Origin of the sequence: Corallococcus silvisoli (genome assembly GCF_009909145.1) — a bacterium.
GTDB lineage: Bacteria > Myxococcota > Myxococcia > Myxococcales > Myxococcaceae > Corallococcus > Corallococcus silvisoli.
This window is the reverse complement of record NZ_JAAAPJ010000015.1, coordinates 17,670-36,243: the sequence shown is the minus strand read 5'-3', so window position 1 is coordinate 36,243 and position 18,574 is coordinate 17,670. Positions and strand designations below refer to the sequence as shown.

The following is an 18,574-nucleotide window of genomic DNA, read 5'->3' as shown; positions in this document are numbered from 1 at the left end:
CGGAGGGGAGGCCGCGTGCCTCCCGCTCCCAGGGCCTTGCTCAGCGCAGCCGGCTCCAGAACGAGCGCCGCGACGAGATGCGCGCCAGCGCGTCCTGCAAGGCCTCGTCCTGGTCCGCGCGCTGGGCGATGTCCCCCAGCGCGATGATGCCCACCAGCCGGTCATCCGGCTCCACCACGGGCACGCGGCGCACCTGCCTGCGGCCCATCAGGTCGATGACGCCGTGGAGGTCCTCCTCCGGCATCACGGCCTGCAGGTCCTCCGTCATCACGTCCCCGGCGCGCAGGCCGTCCACGGAGCGCGGGCCGGTGAAGGCGCGCAGCGCGAGGTCCCGGTCCGTGACGAGCCCCAGCAGCCGGCCCTCCGCGTCCACGATGGGCACGGCGCCGCAGTCCTCGTCCCGCATCAACCGCGCCACCTCGCGCAGCGTGCTGCCGCGGTGGGCGGTGCGCACCTGTCGGGTCATCACGTCGCGCGCGGTGAGCCGCTCCCGCCTCCAGCGGCGCTGGGAGGACGCGGCCGGTCGGGCGGGGGCCGCGCGCGGGTCCCGGGCCGGGCGGTCGCGCAGCAGGGGCTCCTCTCCGCCGTAGCCGGTGCGGTCCCACTCCCGGTAGTCGGAGCGCTGGCCGCGCAGCTCGTAGTCGGGGACCTCGCCCATCGTCCGGTCGGGGCCTTCGCCGTTGGCGAAGCGCACGTCCCGGTCGTCGCGGCCGTAGGGGCCCTCCGCGCCGCCGTGCTCGCCGTCGCGGTCCGCGCGCCACGCGCCGGTGTCGTCCACGTCGGTGCGCACCTGGCCCAGGCGCCAGGCGGCGGCGCGGTGGAAGCGGCCCTCGCGGGCGGCGGGCTCCTCGTCGCGCGCGGGGTTCCAACCGCTCACGTCGGACTCGGCGCGCTCGCGCGAGCCCGGGGGGGCCACGTCCGGGGCGCGGTGCGTGGCCATGGCCTCCGTGGGCGGCGTGGAGATGTCCGAGCGCCCCAGGTCCTGCCGTCCGTTGCCGTTGCCGTGGTCCTTGGTGCCCATGTGCGTCGCAGGCCTCCTCGCCTGACGAACATGGGAAGCCGGCCGGGGCGCGCAAAGCTCCAGCCAGCCGTGGGCGGCGACGCTCGTCCGCCCGCCCTTCGCGAGGACGGCCGCGTCAGGCGACGGTGAGCGCGTCGCCCAGGTGCACGAGTCCCCGGAAGTCCTCCAGGTCCGCGCCCGCGTCCGGCGCGGCGATGGCCAGCGCGCCCCGGGGCAGCCCCTCCGCAAGCCTCGCCAGCAGCGACCGGTGGGCCTTCGCGCGCGCGTCCTCCATGCCCTCCAGGTGCTCCAGCGCGAGCACCGCGTCGGTGTCCGCGGCGCCGCGGGCGTGGGACTTCAGGTTGGCGGCCGGGGCGAGGCCGTCCTCGCGCGCCCAGCTGCGGTTGAGCACGTAGCCCGCGAAGGGCAGGCCCTTGGCCTGGAGCGCCTCCTGGAAGAAGGCGGCCTCGCGCAGCGCCGCGGCCTCCGGCGACGTGACGAGCAGGAAGGCCGCGTCCTTCGACGACAGGTGCTGGCGCAGCCGGTCCGCGTGCAGCCGGATGCCGGCGAACAGGCCTCCGAAGGCGGCGACGAAGGTGCGCATCTCCTGCGCGAAGCCGTCGCCGAAGATGCCGTCCAGCACCTTGCCCACCAGCGCCTGCGCGCCCTGCCACAGCCGGCCGGCGCGGCCCGAATCCGGACCGAAGAGGGACACCACCCGGTCGTCCAGGAAGCGCGCCAGCCGGCCCGGGGCGTCCAGGAAGTCCAGCGCGTGGCGGCTGGGCGGGGTGTCCAGGAGGATGAGGTCGTAGTGCCCCTCCGCCAGGAAGCCGTCCAGCGCCTCCGCGGCGGCGTACTCCTGCACGCCCGCGACCAGCTCCGACAGGAAGCGGTACAGGCGATGCTCCAGCACGGCGCGCGCGGCGCTCTCCGTGGCGGACAGCCGGCGCACCATGCGCTCGAAGACGATGTGCGGCTCCAGCATCCACACGTCCAGCCGGCCCGCGCCGCGGGCGCCGTCCGCGTAGAGCCGCTCCGGGGGCACGGACGTGGGCTCCGAGCCGTTCTCCTTCAGCCCCATCGCCTCCGCCAGCCGGCGCGCCGGGTCGATGGTGAGCACCAGCACGTGGCGCCCCGCGCGGGCCGCGGCCACGCCCAGCGCCGCCGCCGTCGTCGTTTTGCCCACGCCGCCCGCGCCGCACAGGACGATGATCCGCTTGTCGCGCAGCAAGCCGTCCAGGCTCATGGCGTGGCCTCCTGGCCGCTCGGGACAGCGGCCCCTTCGAGTGGGGACACCAGCAGCTCCGACAGCCGCTCCACCAGCGCCATGCCCGTCAGCGCCAGCTCCGGCATCCCCCATTGTGGCACGGGCGTGCCCGCCGCCAGCCGCCGCCGCGCCTCCCTCGCGCGCTCCAGCCGCTCCAGCGCCCGCTGGCCGCGGTGGGGGCCGTGCGTCTCCAGCAGCCGCTCCAGCGCCGCGCGCGACTCCGGCGTGAAGGGGTCCTCCGGCATCCGGTTGAGCACCGCGGCGGACAGGGGCAGGCCCACGTCCTTCAGCTCCTCCACCAGCGCCAGGGTCTCGCTCACCGGCAGGGGCTCTGGCAGCGTGGTGAGCACCACGCCGGTGCGCGAAGGGTCCTGGAGCAGGTCCAACCCCTCGCGGACCGCGCGGCCCACGGGCCCGCCCGGCATCAGCGACAGGATGCTGCGGGGCAGGGTGGCCAGCGCCAGCGCGTGGCCGGTGGCGGGCAGGTCCACCACCGCCAGCGGGTGCACCGCGCGGCCGTCCGGGTGCTTGCGCCGCAGCAGGGCGAGCATCTGGAACAGCAGCCCCATCTCCTTGAGCGCGGGGCCCGCCTCCAGGAAGCGCCGCAGCGCCCTGGAGCGCAGCGCGGCCTCCGCCAGCCACTTCACGGGCAGCGTCTCCTCCAGGAAGAGCCGGTGCCCCTCCTGGGCGGACAGGCGCACGAAGGACAGGTTCGGCGCCACCGGCACCACGCGGGGCCCGGCCTCCTTCGCGCCCACCAGGCTCGCCAGGGCGGACGGGCCGCCCTCGTCCGGGGACAGCTCCACCAGCAGCACCGGACGGCCCGTGCGGGCCGCCGCCAGGGCCAGGGCCGCGGAGACCGTCGTCTTCCCCACGCCGCCCTTGCCCGACACAAGCACGGCGCGTCTGCTCCACAAGGACTCCAGCACCACGCTCCCATCCCCCGCGCCTCGGGCGCGACCCTACACAGTGAGCAAGGAAGCGCGTCCCGACAACCACCCGGTGATGCGCCCAGGAACGGTCGTCCGCACGGCCGCTCGCCGGCAATCATAGCGGCTTCCGCCGGCGACCCGTCAGGTCCCCACCCCCACGGAGCGCATGGGTGGAGGGGCGCCGGGGTCCACCGCCCGTGGGTCATGACGCGACGTGCGAGGCCGCGCCGCGCCCGCCGTCCACGAGCGCGCGGAGGACCCGACAGGTCCCACGCGTCCGTATCCTCCGGGAAAGAGAGGGCCACGGACTGGTGGCGTCCCTGTGGTTTTAGGTACCCTGCGGCCCTCTGCGTGGGAGAGGGTATGGCGGTGCTGCGGGAGTGGGTCTTCGGGACACAGCGTGTCTCGCTGGAGTCCTCCGACATCCTCTGGACGAAGGTCCGGGGTTCGTTTTCCGAGACGGACGTGCGTGAGCTCGTGGACGTGTTCCATGAGCTGGAGGCGGGCCCCGACAAGCGCCTCTACCTCGTCGTGGACCTGAGCAGCTCCGAGGGGCTGTCGGTGGCGCCACGCAAGTACCTGGCCGAACACGTGCGCCCCACGTGGTTCCGCGGCGTCGTCTTCTTTGGCGCGAAGCGCACGCACCGCGAGGTCCTGCGGGCGTTGGTGGTCGCGCTCCAGTTCTCCGGGGACACGAAGCTGGACGCCGAGTTCGTGGACTCCGAGGCCCAGGCCCGCGCGTGGCTGGAGGCCCACCGGCGCCTTCAAGCCCCCTGAAGCCGGCGCGGGGGACCCAGGCCGTCAGTGGACGGCCCAGCGCTCGGCGATCTCCTCGCACGCGAGCACCACGTCGCCCAGCCGGCGGATGTGCGCGCGCGGCGCGACGAACAGCGACCCGGCGAACACGTCCACCACGGTCATCAACCGGTGGTCCGCGGGGCCCAGCCGGCACAGGTGCTGCTCCGCGAAGCGCTGGAGCAGCGTGCCGATGTACTGGCCGCTCCGCTCGTCCAGCGGGTGCGTCTTGGAGAAGTAGAGCTTCATCAACCCCACGCGCGGGTTGCCCTGCTTGTCCAGCCGCTGCACCACCACCTCCGGGCGCACGCTGATGGTGACGCCGGCCATCTCCAGCACGGGCGGCTCCGCGCCCACCGCGCTGATGATGGCGTCATCCAGGTCCAGCCAGGGCACCAGGTCCGCGAAGCGCTCCAGCGCCTCCGAGCACAGTTGCATGCGCTGCGCCTCGAACTCCGTCTGGGGTACCGCGCAGGCGAAGCGGCGCTGGGCCTCCCGCAGGACGTTCAGGTCCAGGCCCCGGCAGAGGAACTCCGTGATGGCGTGGGACGCCTCCGGGTAGCGCAGATACTGGGCCTCCGGCGGGTGCTTCTGGTCGTGGATGATGCGCTTCCGGCGGGCAGGCGTCGCGATGAGGTACTCCCCCAGCTTGTTGACCGAGACGCGCGGCAGTTCACGGGTTTCCGGCACGGTGTTCCCCCTCTGGAAGGCTGTCGGAATGGGTACACAGTACAGTGAGGGTCTGACATCCAATGGACAGCCGCGCCTTGTCCCAAGGTGCAGGTTCGCCAGGGGGCGCTTCCCTGGGGTGGCGGGGGTCGGCGTAGGGTTCGTCCAGTGACGCCGGGGGGAGGACCGAATGGATCAACTGCGTGAATGGACGTGTGGCGCGCACCGCATCCGGATGATGGCGCCGGACGTGTTGCACACGAGATACACGGGCATGGTGGGGCTGCAGGACGCCAAGTGGGCGCTGCGGGTCTACGAGGAGATGGCGGCGCAGGGGCCGTTCTACCTGGTGGCGGAGGTGCCGGGCTCCGAGCTGCCGGCCGAGTCCCGCAAGTACCTGGCCAACAACGTGCGCGCGGAGTGGATGCGCTCGGTGGTGTACGTCGGGTCGGACCTGACGCAGCGGGTGGTGGGCAAGGCGATGTCGGTGGCGATGCTGCTCACCGGCCACACGGCCAGCTTCGACACGGTCTTCGTGGACACGATGGCGCAGGCCGAGGCGTGGGTGGACACGCACCGTCAGGAGCACGCCCCGCGCCGCACCGGGTGACACGCGGCCGTCGTCCGGTGGAGCGCGGAGGCGGGCCAGGACGGGCATCCCGTGCCCACGCCCTGGCCCGCGCAGGGCGGCCTCCGGTGGCTCCGCTCCTCCTCGGCGTCAGGAGGGGCGGGGGGCCGGGAGCCTGCGCGGCTCAGACATCCAGGCACCGGTCCGGGTGGCCATAGCGATACACGTCGGAGAGCGGGTTGGTGCCCGCGTCGCTGCGCGGGCCGTCGCCATCCGGGATGTCGTCGAGCATGGCCCCGGGCGTGCGCTCGCGCGGGTCGAACAGGTGCAGGCCGCTGGCGTCGTCGTGGAGGCGGAGGTCGCGGTCGTCGTCGTCGTCCTCGGTGCGCAGGTGGACGCCCTTCTCGTCGGCCTCGGTCAGCTCGCGGCGCGGGGGCCGCGTCTCTTCCTCCTCCGAGTCAGGGCGCGGCGGCGCCTTCGGCTCCGTCGCTTCGCGGGGAGCCTCTTCGCCATGTCGCGGGTCGGTCGGGCGCCCGTAGTAGTCCTCGGCGGGCTGCGGGGGTACGGGGCGCTTGTTGTTGTCGGCCATGGTGGGTTCCCTCCGTCGAAGGAGGTTCGTCATCGCCCCCCGCGAACGGCAACCTGTGCCCGGAGCGTTCCCGCGGGGCCGCAGGGCGAGCAGCCAGGCGTCATGGCCCTCCCGTGGGTGGCATCCGGGCGACACGCGGAAGCAGGGAGGGACAGGGCCCGGGGGCCCAAAGACTGTCATGCCATGGATGGGGTTGGGTGACGGCGCGCCGATGTCTGGATTGGCGTGGGAGCTGGCCTGGGCTCACACCGGCTCGTGGCCGTCGTCGTCCAGGTCATCGTCCTCGAAGGACTCCTCGAAGACCTCTTCGGGGGCCTCCTCGTCCAGCCCGGCCAGCTCATCCAGGTCCTCCACGGGCAGGGGCTCGTCGTGCACGCTCGGCGTCACGTCGTCACCGGCCAGGAAGGGCGGCGGGTGCGCGGGCTCGGCGGTTTCGGAGGCCATCGCGGCCTCCTCGGCCGTCAGCTCCCGAGGGTGCAGCCCGCCCTCCAGCAGCTCCGCCTGGTTGCGCCGGCCGGTGGCCTCGCGCGCGGCCTCCGCCACCTCTTCCGCGGAGGCCTGCCGTCCGTAGGTGGGGGCGTGCTCGCGCAGCCACTCGCGCAGGGCCTCCGCCAGCTCCGCCGCCGTGCCGAAGCGGTCGGCCGGGGACTGGCGCAGCGCCCGGACCACCACCGCCCTCAGGCCCGCTGGGACGTCGCGCGCCAGGTCCGCCACCTCCTGGGGGCCCACCAGCGCCATGCGCGCCGCCACCTCCGTCAGGGGCATCCACGTGGGGCCCTGGGCCTGGACCGGGGGCAGGTCCGGTGGCGGCGGGGGCGCCGTGTCCCCGTGGGCCAGGGGATGCGTCCCCGTCAGCACCTCCAGGAGCACCAGCCCCAGGGAGAACAGGTCGCTCCTCGCGTCCACGGGCTCGCGCCGGAGCGCCTCGGGTGACGCGTACGCCACGTCCCCCTTCACCAGCGGGCGGCTGGTGATCTCCCGCCCGGGCAGCGTGGAGAAGGCGGCGGTGAAGTTGGTGAGCTTCACCTCGCCGTGCACGCCCAGGCGCAGGTTCCGGGGGCTCACGTCGCGGTGGACGATGCCCAGCGGCCGGTTCCATTCATCCCGCAGCGTGTGCGCGTGGTGCAGGGCCTCCGCGACCTCGGAGACGACCCACGCGCCGAAGGCCGGGGACATGGGCTTGCGGCGCATGGCCACCAGGTTGAGCACCGTGTCCAGGGAGCGGCCCTCCACGTACTCCATCACCACGTGCGGCACGCCCCGGTAGGCCTTCAGGTGATAGACCTTCGCGATGCCCGGGTGGTTGAGGCGGTACGTCAGCTCCACCTCCTCCACCAGCCGCCGCCGCTCCACGAAGCCAGAGGGGTTGCGCAGTCGCTTGATGACCACCGGGCCGCCCATCCCGCCCCGGTAGCGCCGCCGCGCCAGCATCAGCAGCTCCCCGGTGGAGCGCACCTCCAGCTTGCGGACGAACTCGAAGGCCGTGCCTCCCACCGTGAACAGCACGCGCGGCCGGCGGGGCACGCCGGGGATCTCCTCCGTCGTCGTATCGGGCGTCTTCATGTCCTGCCTTTCAACCTGTGAGGTCGAGCGCGAATCGCTCGACCCCGCAGGTAGCACAAACCCAGTCGCGGGGAAAACCTCCAGGGTTGTTTGGAAGGCGGAGGACGTCAGGGGTTCAGCGGTCCCGGCGCAATCCCAGACGCCGCAGCCCCCGGGCCCACCACCGCCGCAAGGCCAGCCACCGGGCCTGGGGCCAGGACCGGGGAGGCGGGAGCGGCGCGGCCAGCCCCACCGTGGGGGCGGGGGTGGGGTCGCTGGAGTGGGGCGCGGCGCCCGGGGCGCGGCGTTCGGGGGCGCGGGCCCACCGGCGCAGCTCGCGGGCCTCCTCGTTGCCGTCGAAGTACGCGTCGGACTCCTCGGTGACGGCGTCGTGGAGGGGCGGGGCGTTGAACAGGGGGAGGTCCCAGCTGGACGTGGCCTGCTCCAGGGCGGCGCTCAGGTCCGCGTAGAGGTCCGCGCCCATCTGGTAGCGCTGGTGGACGTCCTGGCGCAGCAGGCGTTCACAGATGTCATCGAGGGCGCGAGGCACGCGGGAGTTGAGGGCCCGGGCGGAGCGGCCCTTGATGGATTGGATCCCGCCCAGCAGCGCCGCGGCCGGCACGTCCGGCGGGTAGGGGAAGTCGCCGGTGAGGACCTGGAAGAGCACGAGCCCCAGGGAGTAGAGGTCGTCGGTGGGCTGGTACACGTAGCGGGACATGCCCTGGGGGTGGCTCAGCCAGTAGCGAAGCAGCTCCGGGCTGCGGTAGCTGGGCGTGCCCGGCGGGGGCCGGCCGTCGGTGATGGCCGGGGCGCAGGCGTGGTCGCTGGAGCCGAAGTCCACCAGCACCGGGCGCTCGTCCGACGCGCGCACGATGATGTTGCTGCCTTTGATGTCGCGGTGGCGCACGCCCGCGCGGTGGATGAAGTCCAGCGTCAGGCCCAGCTCCGCGAACAGCCGCGCCACCTGCCGGGCGGTGGGCCGCGCCTCCACGGCCCAGTCCGACAGCGTGGGCCCCTCCACGTAGTCCATCACCAGGAAGAGGTAGCCCGTGCGCGGGTGCGGCCAGCGGTGGTAGCCGCGCAGCGCCACCACGTTGGGATGGGTCATGCGGTGCAGGACGCTCACCTCCTTGAGGGTGCGCGCGTCCACGTGCGAGCCCTCCTCGGAGTCCTGCGGGCCGTGGAGCGCGAACTTCAGCGCCACGGGGATTCCGCCGCTCTCCGCCAGGAACACGGTGCCGTAGCCGCCGGTGGCCAGGCGCTTCACCAGCTTGAAGCTGCCCACGACCTCCTGGGGCCGCAGCAGCAGCGGATGTCCCCCGATGCCGGTGCTCATGGCGCGGCACCGCCCGGGCCCCGGGGATGGCGGGCGCCGGGAAGATGTGAGGGGTTCAATCGGAGAGGGAGAACGTGGGTGGGAGGATGCATGCGTGAAGAGGGGCGGTAGGACCTGGGAGGTCCATAGCATGGCGGATGTCCCTTGGGGTAGTGTGGCTGCCGTGTCAGGTAGGCTGCCGGACACCTGACGTCCTGGGAGACATGGTCCGGTGAGGGGTGGTGAGCGGCAATGAACGAGGAGCTGGCCATCACGGTGGGCGCGGTGGCGCGAGCGGCCCGCGAGCGGCAGGGCCTGACCCAGGGCGACGTCGCCAGCCAGGTGGGCATCGCGATGGAGGTCTACAGCCGGATGGAGCGGGGGCGGGTGTTGCCCAGCTCCACGACGTTGCGCCGGTTGAGCATGGTGTTGCGCATCCGCGCGGACGCGCTCCTGGGATTGGACGGGCCCACGCCGCCGGAGGAGGCGCGCACGCTGGCATTGGCGGACCGCGAGGAGGACTCCCCGGCCTTGCGGCGGCTGGTGCGTGTGTTGCGGCCGTTGGACGAGGAGGCGCTGAAGGCGATGGGGCTCGTCATCCAGGGTGCGCTGGCATTGCGTGAGCGTTGAAGGGCGGCGGGGCGGGCCTGAAAACTTGCATGTGAGGGGAGAGGTGCAAGGTTTTGGGGGATGCCCGCCCCGGTCAACGAGAAGCTGAACACGGTCTTTGGAGCCGCCGCCCGCGACGCGCGGATCCGGTTGGGACTCACGCAGGCGGACGTGGCGGAGCGCGTGGGCATCGCGATGGAGGTCTACAGCCGGATGGAGCGGGGGCGGATGTTGCCCCGGGCGCAGAACCTCCGGCGGCTGTGCGACGTGTTGGCGGTGTCCGCGGACGTGCTGCTGGGCGTGGGGCAGGGACCCTCGCCGGTGTCGCCCAGGGCCACGCCGCGTCAGGAGGACTCGCTGGAGTTGAGGCGCCTGCTGCGCACGCTGCGCGAGCTGGAGCCCCGCGAGCTGAAGGCCGTGGCGCGCGTGGTGCGCACGGTGGTGTCGGTCATGCCCGCGAGGCCCTCCGCGCCTGGCGCCCGCAAGAAGACCCCGGCTCCGGGCCGGAAGCGCCGGACGTAGGGCACGGCGTCACGGCACCTCGTCGAGCGCGATGAGGCGCGGTTGTCTTGACGCAATGTCAGCAATCCGAAACCCAACGCGATTTCAAGAGCCCTGACGTGCAGTCCCACCACCCATTTCCTGTCTGCTCGCCTGCTCCGCGGACCCGAGGGCGTGCCTTCGTGCGAGCCCCCCTCCCCAATGCCAGACGGGTGGGGTAGCACGGGGCGTACGCCATGCTCCCTCCCCCGACGCCCGCGGATGAGCCCCGGCGCCTCCAGGCCCTGCGCTCGTTGTGTCTGTTGGATACGCCCCCGCACGAACGCTTCGACCGCATCGTGCGCGCCGCGTCCCACCTGTTCCGTGTGCCCATCGCGCTCGTGTCCCTGGTGGACGAGGGCCGGCAGTGGTTCAAGGCCCGCCAGGGCCTGTCCGCCCTGGAGACGCCGCGCGAGCTGTCCTTCTGCGGCCACGCCATCCTCTCCCCCGCCACCTTCGTCGTGCCGGACGCGCTGCGCGATCCGCGCTTCCACGACAACCCGCTCGTGTTGGGCGCCCCGTTCGTGCGCTTCTACGCCGGCCACCCCTTGCGCGCCGGCGACGGCAGCCGCGTGGGCACCCTCTGCCTCATCGACTCTCAGCCTCGCGACTTCTCCGACGCGGACCGCGCCGCGCTCGTGGACATGGCGGGCTGGGCGGAGGTGGAGCTCAACGCGCTCGACGAGCGCGAGGCCCGCGCCGCCCTGGAGCAGCAGGAGCGCTTCTTCGAAGTCTCCGTGGACATGCTCTGCATCGCGGCCATGGACGGCACCTTCCTGCGCCTGTCCCGCGCCTGGAACCGCACCCTCGGCTTCTCCGACGTGGAGCTCTACAGCTCCTCCCTGGTGGACCTGGCCCTGGAGGAGGACCGCGCCAGCACCGCGAGGCACCTGGCCCGCGCCAGCGAAGGCGCCCCCGTCCTCCAGTTCGAGCACCGCGCCCGCTGCCGCGACGGCTCCTGGCGCTGGCTCCAGTGGAACGCCGTCCCGGATCCGGAAGAGGGCCTGCTCTACGCCGTCGCCCGCGACGTCACCCAGGCCCGCCTCCTGGCCGAGGAACACCAGCGCGTGGAGCGCATGAAGAACGAGTTCATCTCCACCGTGAGCCATGAGCTGCGCACGCCGCTCACCTCCATCCGCGGCTCCCTGGGGCTCCTGTGCGGCGGCATCGCCGGCCCCCTGGACTCCCAGGTGGAGCAGATGGTCGGCATCGCCCACAAGAACAGCGAACGGCTGCTGCGCCTCATCAACGACATCCTGGACCTGGAGAAGATGGAGTCCGGCGGCCTGGACCTCCACATGGCCTCCACCCCCGTCGCCCCGCTGCTCACCCTGGCCCTCCAGGCCCACCAGGGCTACGCCGCCGAATATGGCGTCCGCCTGGAGGTCGCCGTGGACGCCCCCCACGCCCACGCCCGGGTGGACGAGGACCGCTTCATCCAGGTGCTCGCCAACCTGCTGTCCAACGCCATCAAGTTCTCCCCCCGGGGGGAGCGCGTCACCCTCTCCCTCACCCGCGAGGCCGGCGCCCTGCGCGTGGGCGTGCAGGACCGCGGCCCCGGCATCCCGGAGGCCTTCCAGGCCCGCGTCTTCCAGAAGTTCGCCCAGGCGGACGCCTCCGACACCCGCAAGCGCTCCGGCACCGGCCTGGGCCTGAGCATCGCCCATGGACTGGTGTCCCGCATGGGCGGCACCCTGCGCTTCACCACCGCCCCCGGCGCGGGAACGCGCTTCTCCTTCGACCTCCCCGAATGCGAACCTGCCCCGGACACCGCCCACGACCCGGGCCCCACCCCCTGACGGAGATCCATCCGGGCCCCCTCCTCCGTAACGCGATCCAAACCCCACCCCCTGGAGCACTCTCCCGTCATGGCGAAAATCGAGAAGGTCCTGCTCGTGGATGACGAGGACGACATCCGCACCATCGGGCAGCTGAGCCTCAGCCGCGTGGGCGGTTGGAAGACGGTGCTGGCGGCCTCCGGCGCGGAGGCCCTGGAGAAGGCGGGCCAGGAAGGCCCCGACCTCATCCTCCTGGATGTGATGATGCCCGGCATGGACGGGCCCACCACCTTCGGCCGGCTGCGCGAGCAGCCCGCCACCGCGAACACCCCCATCATCTTCATGACCGCGAAGATCCAGAAGCAGGAGGTCGCGCGCTACCTGGAGCTGGGCGCGGTGGGCGTCATCGGCAAGCCGTTCGACCCCATGACGCTGCCGCAGGAAATCCGCCGCCTGGTGCCCTGAATGGAACCTCGCCTCTCCAAACGCTCCACCGCGCTGGCCGCCGGCGCCCTGGTGCTCTTGTGCGCGCTGTTCGTCCTGGGCCGCCCGGGCTCCACCGCCGAACACGACCGCTACCGCACCCAGCTGCGGCAGCTGCGCGTGGCCACCGCGGAGCTGGAGCTGGACGTGCTCCGCCAGCGCACGGGCATGCGGGAGGCCCATGGCTCCTCCGGGGGCGCCTTCGACGCGCTGGCCGCCCGCGCGCGCCTGTTGGAGGCGATGCCCGGCTCCCTGTCGGACGAGGGCCGCCGCTCGCTCCTCGCGGTCCTGGCGGACTACCTGCGCGTGCTGGAGGACTCACGCACCCTGCTGGCGGAGGCCCGGGCGAAGGATGACCGCTTCACCACCCTGCGCGAGTCCTTCCCCCGCGCTGTCTTCGCCGTCGCCGCCGCGCTGCCCCCGGGCCCCCTGCGGGAGCAGGTGGAGACGCTGGGCGCGGACGTGCTCACCGCCTCCCGCGCGCAGGGTGGGGACCTCGGCGCGCGGGTGGAGCGTTCGCTGGAGCAGCTGGCCCAGGCCCACGGCGCGCCGCCGCTGGCCCCCGCCCACCGCGCCGCGCTGGAGGACCTGGAGGCGCGGTCGCGGGAGCTGATGACGCTCCGGCGTTCGGCGGACGCGTCCTTCCAGGCGCTGCTGGACCACAGCGCCAGCAGCGAGGCCGAGCGCCTCATCACCAACTACCTCCAGTTCCAGGAGGAGTCCCAGTCGCGCGCCGAGCGCACCCGCATCGTCCTCTTCGGCGTGTCCCTGCTGCTCGTGGGCTACGTGCTGGTCGTCCTGGTGCGGCTCGCCGGGGCCTCCGCGGCGCTGGGGGAGCTCAACCGGGGCCTGGAGGCGCGCGTGGAGGAGCGCACCCAGGCGCTGTCCGCCGCGAGCGCGGAGGCGCGGGTCAGCGACGCGCGCAAGGCCGCCATCCTGGAGGCGTCGCCGGACGGCATCGTCGTGTTGGATGAAGCCGGCCGCGTGGCGGAGTTCAACCCGTCCGCCGTCACCCACTTCCGCCTGCCGTCCGCGCGCGCGGTGGGCGAGGACTTCCTGTCGCTGGCGCTGCCCGCGTCGCTGCCGGCCGCCCAGCGCGACGCCGTCCACGCCGCGCTCCAGCAGGCCCGCGGCCCCGCGTCGCGCGTGGAGAGCCCGTGCCTGCGCGCCGACGGCGGCGTGTTCCCCGCGGAGCTCACCTTCGCGCGCGTGCACGCGGATGGCCCCCCGCGCACCACCGTCTTCGTGCGCGACCTCACGGAGCGCAAGGCCGTGGAGCGGATGAAGAACGAGTTCGTCTCCACCGTGAGCCACGAGCTGCGCACGCCGCTCACCTCCATCCGCGGCTCGCTGGGCCTGCTGGAGAACGGCATCGTGGGGGAGCTGCCCGCGCAGGCGCTGGACATGGTGCGCATCGCGCGCACCAACACCGAACGGCTCATCCGCCTCATCAACGACATCCTCGACCTGGAGAAGATGGAGTCGGGGATGCTGGAGCTGAAGCTCCAACCCCAGACGGCGCAGGAGCTGGTGGACGCCACGCTCGCGGGGGTGCAGGGCATGGCGGAGACCGCGCAGGTGTCCCTGCGCTCGGACGTGGAGGGCGCCCCGCAGGTGAAGGGCGACCGCGACCGGCTCATCCAGGTGCTCACCAACCTGGTCTCCAACGCCATCAAGTTCTCCCCCGCGGGCGCCTCCGTGGTGGTGGCGTCCAGCCTCGCGGCGGACGGCCGGGTGCGCTTCAGCGTCACGGACCAGGGCCCCGGCATCCCGGAGGAGAAGCTCTCCCGCCTCTTCGGCCGCTTCCAGCAGCTGGACGCGTCCGACACCCGCTCCAAGGGCGGCACCGGCCTGGGCCTGGCCATCTCGCAGGCCATCGTGGAGCAGCACGGCGGCCGCATCGAGGTCTCGAGCCCCCCCGGCCAGGGCGCCACCTTCCACTTCACCCTGGAGGGCCTGCGCGCCCCGGCGCCCGTGTCGGGCACCAGCGCGCCGCTGCCCCGGGACGAGTCGCGCCACAACGTGCTCATCGTCACCGCGGACGCGGACCTGTCCGCGCTCCTGCGCAGCCTGCTGTCCCAGGAGGGCTACCGCGTGGTGCGCGCCTCCACGCTCACGGAGGCCATGCAGGCGGTGGACGCCGCGCCCCCGGACGCGCTGGTGGTGGACACGCAGATGCCGGACGGCCACGTGCTGGACTGGATGCGCCGCCTGCGTGAACAGCCGCGCACGCGCGAGCTGCCCGTGCTGGCGCTGTCCGGGCGCTCCCAGGAGGGGGCGGCGGGCGTGGGCACGCCGCTGCTGGTGGACTGGCTGCCCCGCCCGGTGGACGAGGCCCGGCTGCTGAAGACGCTGCGCTACGCCATGCGCCAGCCGGGCCAGGCGCGCGTGCTGGTGGTGGACGACGACGCCACCACGCGCCGGGTGCTGTGCGCGCAGTTCGAGCGGCTGGGCGCGCTGTGCATCGAGGCGGCGGACGGGGAGAGCGCGGTGGCGCTCGCGCGCGACACGCCCCCGGACCTCATCGTCCTGGACGTGGGGCTGCCCCGGCTGGATGGCTTCGAGGTGGTGGACATCCTGCGCCAGGGCAAGGGCCGCGCGACGCCCCTCATCGTCTTCACCGGGCGCGAGCTGTCGCGCACGGACCAGCGTCAACTCACCCTGGGCATCACCCGCCACCTGACGAAGGCCCGCTCCTCGGAGGAGGAGCTGGTGGCCTCGGTGCGGGAGCTGCTCAATGGACTGCTTTCCCGCCGCGACGTCGCGGCGGCCGAGCCCCGAAAGGCGATGCCGTGAGCACCGCGCGAAGCGACAAGACGCTGCTCTTCCTGGAGGACGACCGCGACCTCCAGACCCTGGTCTGCACCTTCCTGCGTGACAAGGGCTACCAGGTGACGCCCGCGCGCTCCGCCGCGGAGGCGCGCCAGGTGCTCCTGTCGGAGCCGGTGGACGCCGCCATCGTGGACGGCCTGCTGCCGGGCATGACGGGCGCGGACTTCATCCGGGAGCTGCGCCAGACGCGCCCCGCGCTGCCGGTGCTCTTCGCGTCCGCCTTCTGGAAGGACCTGAAGAGCCACGAGCTGCTCACGCGCCAGCTGGGGGTGGCGCGCGTGGTGCACAAGCCCTACCGGCCGGAGGAGCTGGCGGTGTGGCTGGAGCAGCTCTTCGCGCTGGCCGAATCGCCGCCCGCGCCCGCGGAGCCGCGGGAGCCGGAGGCGCTGGACCCGGAGGACGCCTTCGCGGCGAGCCTCGCCCAGTTGAGCGCGGACTACGGCGCGAAGCTGCCGGAGCGGCTGGCCACGCTCCAGGCGCTGCTGGGCCGGGGGCGCCACGGCGAGGCCTCGGTCATGGAGGAGGCCTACGCCGTCGTGCACAAGCTGCACGGCACCGCGGGCAGCTACGGCTTCCGGGACGTGAGCGTCGCGGCGGGGAAGCTGGAGGACGTGCTCCAGCCGGTGCGGGCCGGCACCCCGCTGGCGCTGGACTGGGCGGCGGTGGACGCGGGCTTCCGCGCGCTGGAGGCCGTGGTGGTGATGCCCGTCCTGGAGCCGGAGCTGGAGCCGGACCCGGCGGTCGTCTCCGCCATGGGCACGCTGCTGGTGGTGGACGAGGACGCGGAGATCCTCGCGGACGCGCGGCGCATGGGCGACAAGGAGGGCGTGCGGGTGGTGACGGCGGGCACGCCCGACGAGGCCTGCGCGGTGGTGGCGCGCCAGTGGGTGGACGGGGCGCTGCTGCACATGGGCCCCATGGGGCTCGCCACGGCGAACGCGCTCCGGAGCCTGGAGGGCCACCAGTCGCTGCCGCTGGCCTTCTCCAGCACGGGGGGCGGCCTCCAGGAGCGCGTGCACGCCGCGCACGCGGGGGCCTCGCTCTTCCTCCCCCGGCCCTTCACCCAGCAGGACTTCGCCACCGCGGCGGAGCGGCTGGTGACGGCGCGCAGGCAGGAGCGCGCCAAGGTGATGGTGGTGGATGACGACCCGGAGGCCGTGCGGGCCCTCTCCCAGGCGCTGGTGAGCGACGCGGTGGAGGTGGTGGGGCTGGAGAACCCCTACGGCCTGCTGGACGCGCTGGCCCGCCACCGCCCGGACCTGCTGCTGCTGGACGTGCAGATGCCCGGGCCCAGCGGCTTCGACCTGTGTCGCATCCTGCGCCTGACGCCGGAGTGGCAGGAGCTGCCCATCCTGCTCGTCACGGCGCAGGTGGGGCTGGAGTTCCGGCTGGCCGCGTTCCAGGCCGGCGCGGACGACTACCTGGCCAAGCCCGTGCTCAAGGAGGAGCTGCGCGCCCGCGTGCACGCGCGCCTGGAGCGGGCGCGGCTGTCGCGCGAGCGCACGGAGCGCGACGCGCTCACCGGCCTGATGTTGCGCCGCCCCTTCGTGGACGCGGTGAACGCGCGGCTGTCGGAGGCGCGCCGGGGGGAGAAGCCGCTGGCGCTGTGCTTCCTGGACGTGGACCACTTCAAGAAGGTGAACGACGAGCACGGCCACCTCGCCGGGGACCGCGTGCTGATGCGGCTGGGTCGCCTCCTGGGCGCGCGCTTCCGCCGCGAGGACCTGCGCGCCCGCTGGGGCGGCGAGGAGTTCGTCGTCGCGCTGCTGGGGGAGTCGCTGGAGAGCGCGAAGGAGATCTTCTCCCGCACCGCGGAGGAGCTGGCGGGCATGGCCTTCGAAGGCGACGCGGGCGAGACCTTCTCCGTCACCTTCAGCGCGGGGCTCGTGGTGGCGCCGCGGGACGGCACCACCCTGGACGAGCTGCTGCGCGTCGCGGACGCCCGGCTGTACCGGGCGAAGTCCAACGGCCGCGACCGCATCGAGACGGAGTGACCGCCCGTCACGGCTCCTGGAGCACGAGCAGCCCGCGCGACAGGTCCACCGCGTACACGGAGCCGTCCCCCGGCACCCGGATGCCGATGGCCCCCTGGTAGAGGCTGTCGGTGCTGCGCGGGTGCGCTTCGTCGAAGGAGTCGAAGGCCGCCACTTCCTTGGGGTGCTCGGGGTCCGCCACGTCGAAGACGCGCACGCCCTCGTGGTACCAGGCCACGTAGAGCCGCGTGCCCTTCAGCACCAGGTTGTGGATGGACGTCTGCGCGCGCATCTTCACCTGGGCGATGAGGCGGATGCGCGCCGGGTCGGTGACGTCCAGCACGCGCAGGTGCGCGCCGAAGCGCTCGCCGCCCTCGAAGGCGATGGTGCGCCCGTTGAACGTGCCCACCGCGTTCGCGTGGCTGTACTGGCCGGCGAAGGCATACCGGCCCAGCACGGGCGTCACGTCGGGCCGGGTCACGTCCACCACGGTGTACCCGAAGGTGGAGTGGTTGATGTAGAGTCGGCCCTGATAGGCGAACGCGTCGTGCGGGTAGCTGGTCACGTCCGTGCGCGGCACGGAGACGCGGCCGAGCAGCCGGGGCTCCAGCGGGGCGGCCACGTCGAAGATCAGCGTCTCCCCATTGGGTGAGGGGGACATGGCGTACAGCCGGTCGCCGTCCACGAACACGGTGTGCACGTCGATGGCGCCGCCGGGCAGCGCGCGGATGTACTGGGGCGCCGCGGGCTGGGTGATGTCATAGACGATGACGCCGGAGTCGCCGCTGGCGATGTAGAGCGCGTTGCCCTTCGCCCAGACGCCGTTCCAATAACTGTCATTGGGCAGGCTGAGGGTGGTGACGAGCGTGGGGTGGGCCGGGTCGGTCACGTTGAAGACGCTCAGCCCTCCCGGCTCCTTTCCCCGGGGCAGGGACACGACGTAGGCGTGGCCCTGGGTGACGTAGACATCCACGGAGTCTCCCAGGGGGACGGCGGACTCGGAGACGAGGTGCATGGCGGTGGGCCTGGAGGACTTGGCCTCCCAGTTCATCCGCCGGGCGTCGAAGGTGCCGGAGTACTCGGGCACGCCGTCGGTGCAGCGCACGAAGCAACCGGTGATGCGGCCGGGCTCCGGCACGCGGCAGCCCGCGAGCGCGTACCGCTGCACCTTGTTCGTGGTCGTCGTGAGCTGGCCGGTGATGAAGAAGCCCTGGCTGTTCACCTGGTTGCGCACGAGCGGCCGGTTCAGGAAGGTGGGCGAGGTGTCCAGGCGGAACCCGGCGCCGAACATGCTCTCCGAGTTGTAGCGGAGGATGGCCCGGTAGATGCCGGAGGGCTCCACCGCGCCCACCGCGGCCATGTCACAGCGGGACAGGTTGAAGCTGCCCGGGTCCTCGCAGTTCGCGCGGGGCGACGCGAAGTTCGCATCCATGCAGGGCAGGTCGGGGGTGACGTCGACGTAGTCGGTGAGCTCGACGGCGGTGCTCTCGTCCGGGGGGCCGTCATCCGGCACCTGGGGGTCGGTGTCATGACAGCCGGACAGGGACAGGGCGCAGGCGAACAGCCCCGTGCCCAGGAGGCGTGCGAAAGACTTCATCGGGAAGGTGACTCCGGCGCAGGGGCTTCGCGGTCCACGGCCGACGCGCGAGGCCCCGCGAGTCTACCTCACGGCTCGGAGAAGA

At 73.1% G+C, this 18,574-nt stretch carries 16 protein-coding genes; 8 read left to right on the top strand and 8 right to left on the bottom strand.

The window, feature by feature from the left end:
- Window positions 1-40: 40 nt before the first annotated feature.
- The 3 genes from GTY96_RS27515 to GTY96_RS27505 form a co-directional block, all read right to left on the bottom strand.
- Window positions 41-1,021 (bottom strand): CBS domain-containing protein, encoded by a 981-nt coding sequence (locus GTY96_RS27515; RefSeq protein WP_143907732.1) that lies wholly within the window; start codon window positions 1,019-1,021, stop codon window positions 41-43.
- Between the two features lie 115 nt (window positions 1,022-1,136).
- Entirely contained in the window at window positions 1,137-2,246 is a 1,110-nt protein-coding gene (locus tag GTY96_RS27510; protein WP_143907734.1) for an ArsA family ATPase, read from the bottom strand.
- Entirely contained in the window at window positions 2,243-3,196 is a 954-nt protein-coding gene (locus GTY96_RS27505; RefSeq protein ID WP_161666337.1) for an ArsA-related P-loop ATPase, read from the bottom strand. The genes GTY96_RS27510 and GTY96_RS27505 overlap by 4 nt, the downstream gene beginning before the upstream one ends.
- A 366-nt stretch (window positions 3,197-3,562) precedes the next feature.
- Between GTY96_RS27505 and GTY96_RS27500 the strand changes: the two genes are divergently transcribed.
- Complete coding sequence (locus GTY96_RS27500) at window positions 3,563-3,976, top strand: SpoIIAA family protein (protein WP_161666290.1); 414 nt, start codon at window positions 3,563-3,565, stop codon at window positions 3,974-3,976.
- A 24-nt stretch (window positions 3,977-4,000) separates the two neighbouring features.
- On the opposite strand, the gene GTY96_RS27495 is transcribed toward GTY96_RS27500, so the two are convergent.
- Window positions 4,001-4,684 (bottom strand): hypothetical protein, encoded by a 684-nt coding sequence (locus tag GTY96_RS27495; protein ID WP_143907738.1) that lies wholly within the window; start codon window positions 4,682-4,684, stop codon window positions 4,001-4,003.
- A 169-nt stretch (window positions 4,685-4,853) separates the two neighbouring features.
- On the opposite strand from GTY96_RS27495, the gene GTY96_RS27490 reads away from it, so the two are divergent.
- Complete coding sequence (locus GTY96_RS27490) at window positions 4,854-5,273, top strand: STAS/SEC14 domain-containing protein (RefSeq protein ID WP_161666289.1); 420 nt, start codon at window positions 4,854-4,856, stop codon at window positions 5,271-5,273.
- 142 nt (window positions 5,274-5,415) lie between these two features.
- On the opposite strand, the gene GTY96_RS27485 is transcribed toward GTY96_RS27490, so the two are convergent.
- From GTY96_RS27485 to GTY96_RS27475, 3 genes are all read right to left on the bottom strand, one after another.
- The gene (locus GTY96_RS27485) at window positions 5,416-5,820 is read right to left on the bottom strand and encodes a hypothetical protein (protein ID WP_201756450.1); all 405 of its coding nucleotides are present in this window, start codon (window positions 5,818-5,820) and stop codon (window positions 5,416-5,418) included.
- Window positions 5,821-6,063: 243 nt separating this feature from the next.
- A complete protein-coding gene (locus tag GTY96_RS27480; RefSeq protein ID WP_143907742.1) occupies window positions 6,064-7,383 on the bottom strand; it encodes a serine/threonine-protein kinase in 1,320 nt (439 codons plus the stop codon).
- Between the two features lie 115 nt (window positions 7,384-7,498).
- Window positions 7,499-8,698 carry a serine/threonine-protein kinase gene (locus GTY96_RS27475; protein WP_143907744.1) on the bottom strand — a complete coding sequence of 400 codons (1,200 nt, stop codon included), beginning with the start codon at window positions 8,696-8,698 and terminating at the stop codon, window positions 7,499-7,501.
- Between the two features lie 231 nt (window positions 8,699-8,929).
- On the opposite strand from GTY96_RS27475, the gene GTY96_RS27470 reads away from it, so the two are divergent.
- The 6 genes from GTY96_RS27470 to GTY96_RS27445 all read left to right on the top strand — a co-directional run bounded on the left by GTY96_RS27470 (window position 8,930) and on the right by GTY96_RS27445 (window position 16,913).
- On the top strand, window positions 8,930-9,307 hold the full coding sequence (locus GTY96_RS27470; RefSeq protein ID WP_143907746.1) for a helix-turn-helix domain-containing protein: 378 nt from the start codon (window positions 8,930-8,932) through the stop codon (window positions 9,305-9,307).
- 60 nt (window positions 9,308-9,367) lie between these two features.
- Window positions 9,368-9,808, top strand: coding sequence for a helix-turn-helix domain-containing protein (locus GTY96_RS27465; RefSeq protein ID WP_143907748.1), 441 nt, complete (start codon window positions 9,368-9,370; stop codon window positions 9,806-9,808).
- Between the two features lie 215 nt (window positions 9,809-10,023).
- Window positions 10,024-11,625: a GAF domain-containing sensor histidine kinase gene (locus tag GTY96_RS27460; protein ID WP_161666287.1), complete on the top strand. Its 1,602-nt coding sequence runs from the start codon at window positions 10,024-10,026 to the stop codon at window positions 11,623-11,625.
- A 69-nt stretch (window positions 11,626-11,694) separates the two neighbouring features.
- The gene (locus GTY96_RS27455) at window positions 11,695-12,069 is read left to right on the top strand and encodes a response regulator (protein WP_143907752.1); all 375 of its coding nucleotides are present in this window, start codon (window positions 11,695-11,697) and stop codon (window positions 12,067-12,069) included.
- Window positions 12,070-14,883 (top strand): ATP-binding protein, encoded by a 2,814-nt coding sequence (locus GTY96_RS27450; protein ID WP_161666286.1) that lies wholly within the window; start codon window positions 12,070-12,072, stop codon window positions 14,881-14,883.
- On the top strand, window positions 14,880-16,913 hold the full coding sequence (locus GTY96_RS27445; RefSeq protein WP_161666285.1) for a response regulator: 2,034 nt from the start codon (window positions 14,880-14,882) through the stop codon (window positions 16,911-16,913). The genes GTY96_RS27450 and GTY96_RS27445 overlap by 4 nt, the downstream gene beginning before the upstream one ends.
- Window positions 16,914-16,920: 7 nt before the next feature.
- On the opposite strand, the gene GTY96_RS27440 is transcribed toward GTY96_RS27445, so the two are convergent.
- Window positions 16,921-18,489: an LVIVD repeat-containing protein gene (locus GTY96_RS27440; protein WP_161666284.1), complete on the bottom strand. Its 1,569-nt coding sequence runs from the start codon at window positions 18,487-18,489 to the stop codon at window positions 16,921-16,923.
- Window positions 18,490-18,574 lie beyond the last annotated feature (85 nt).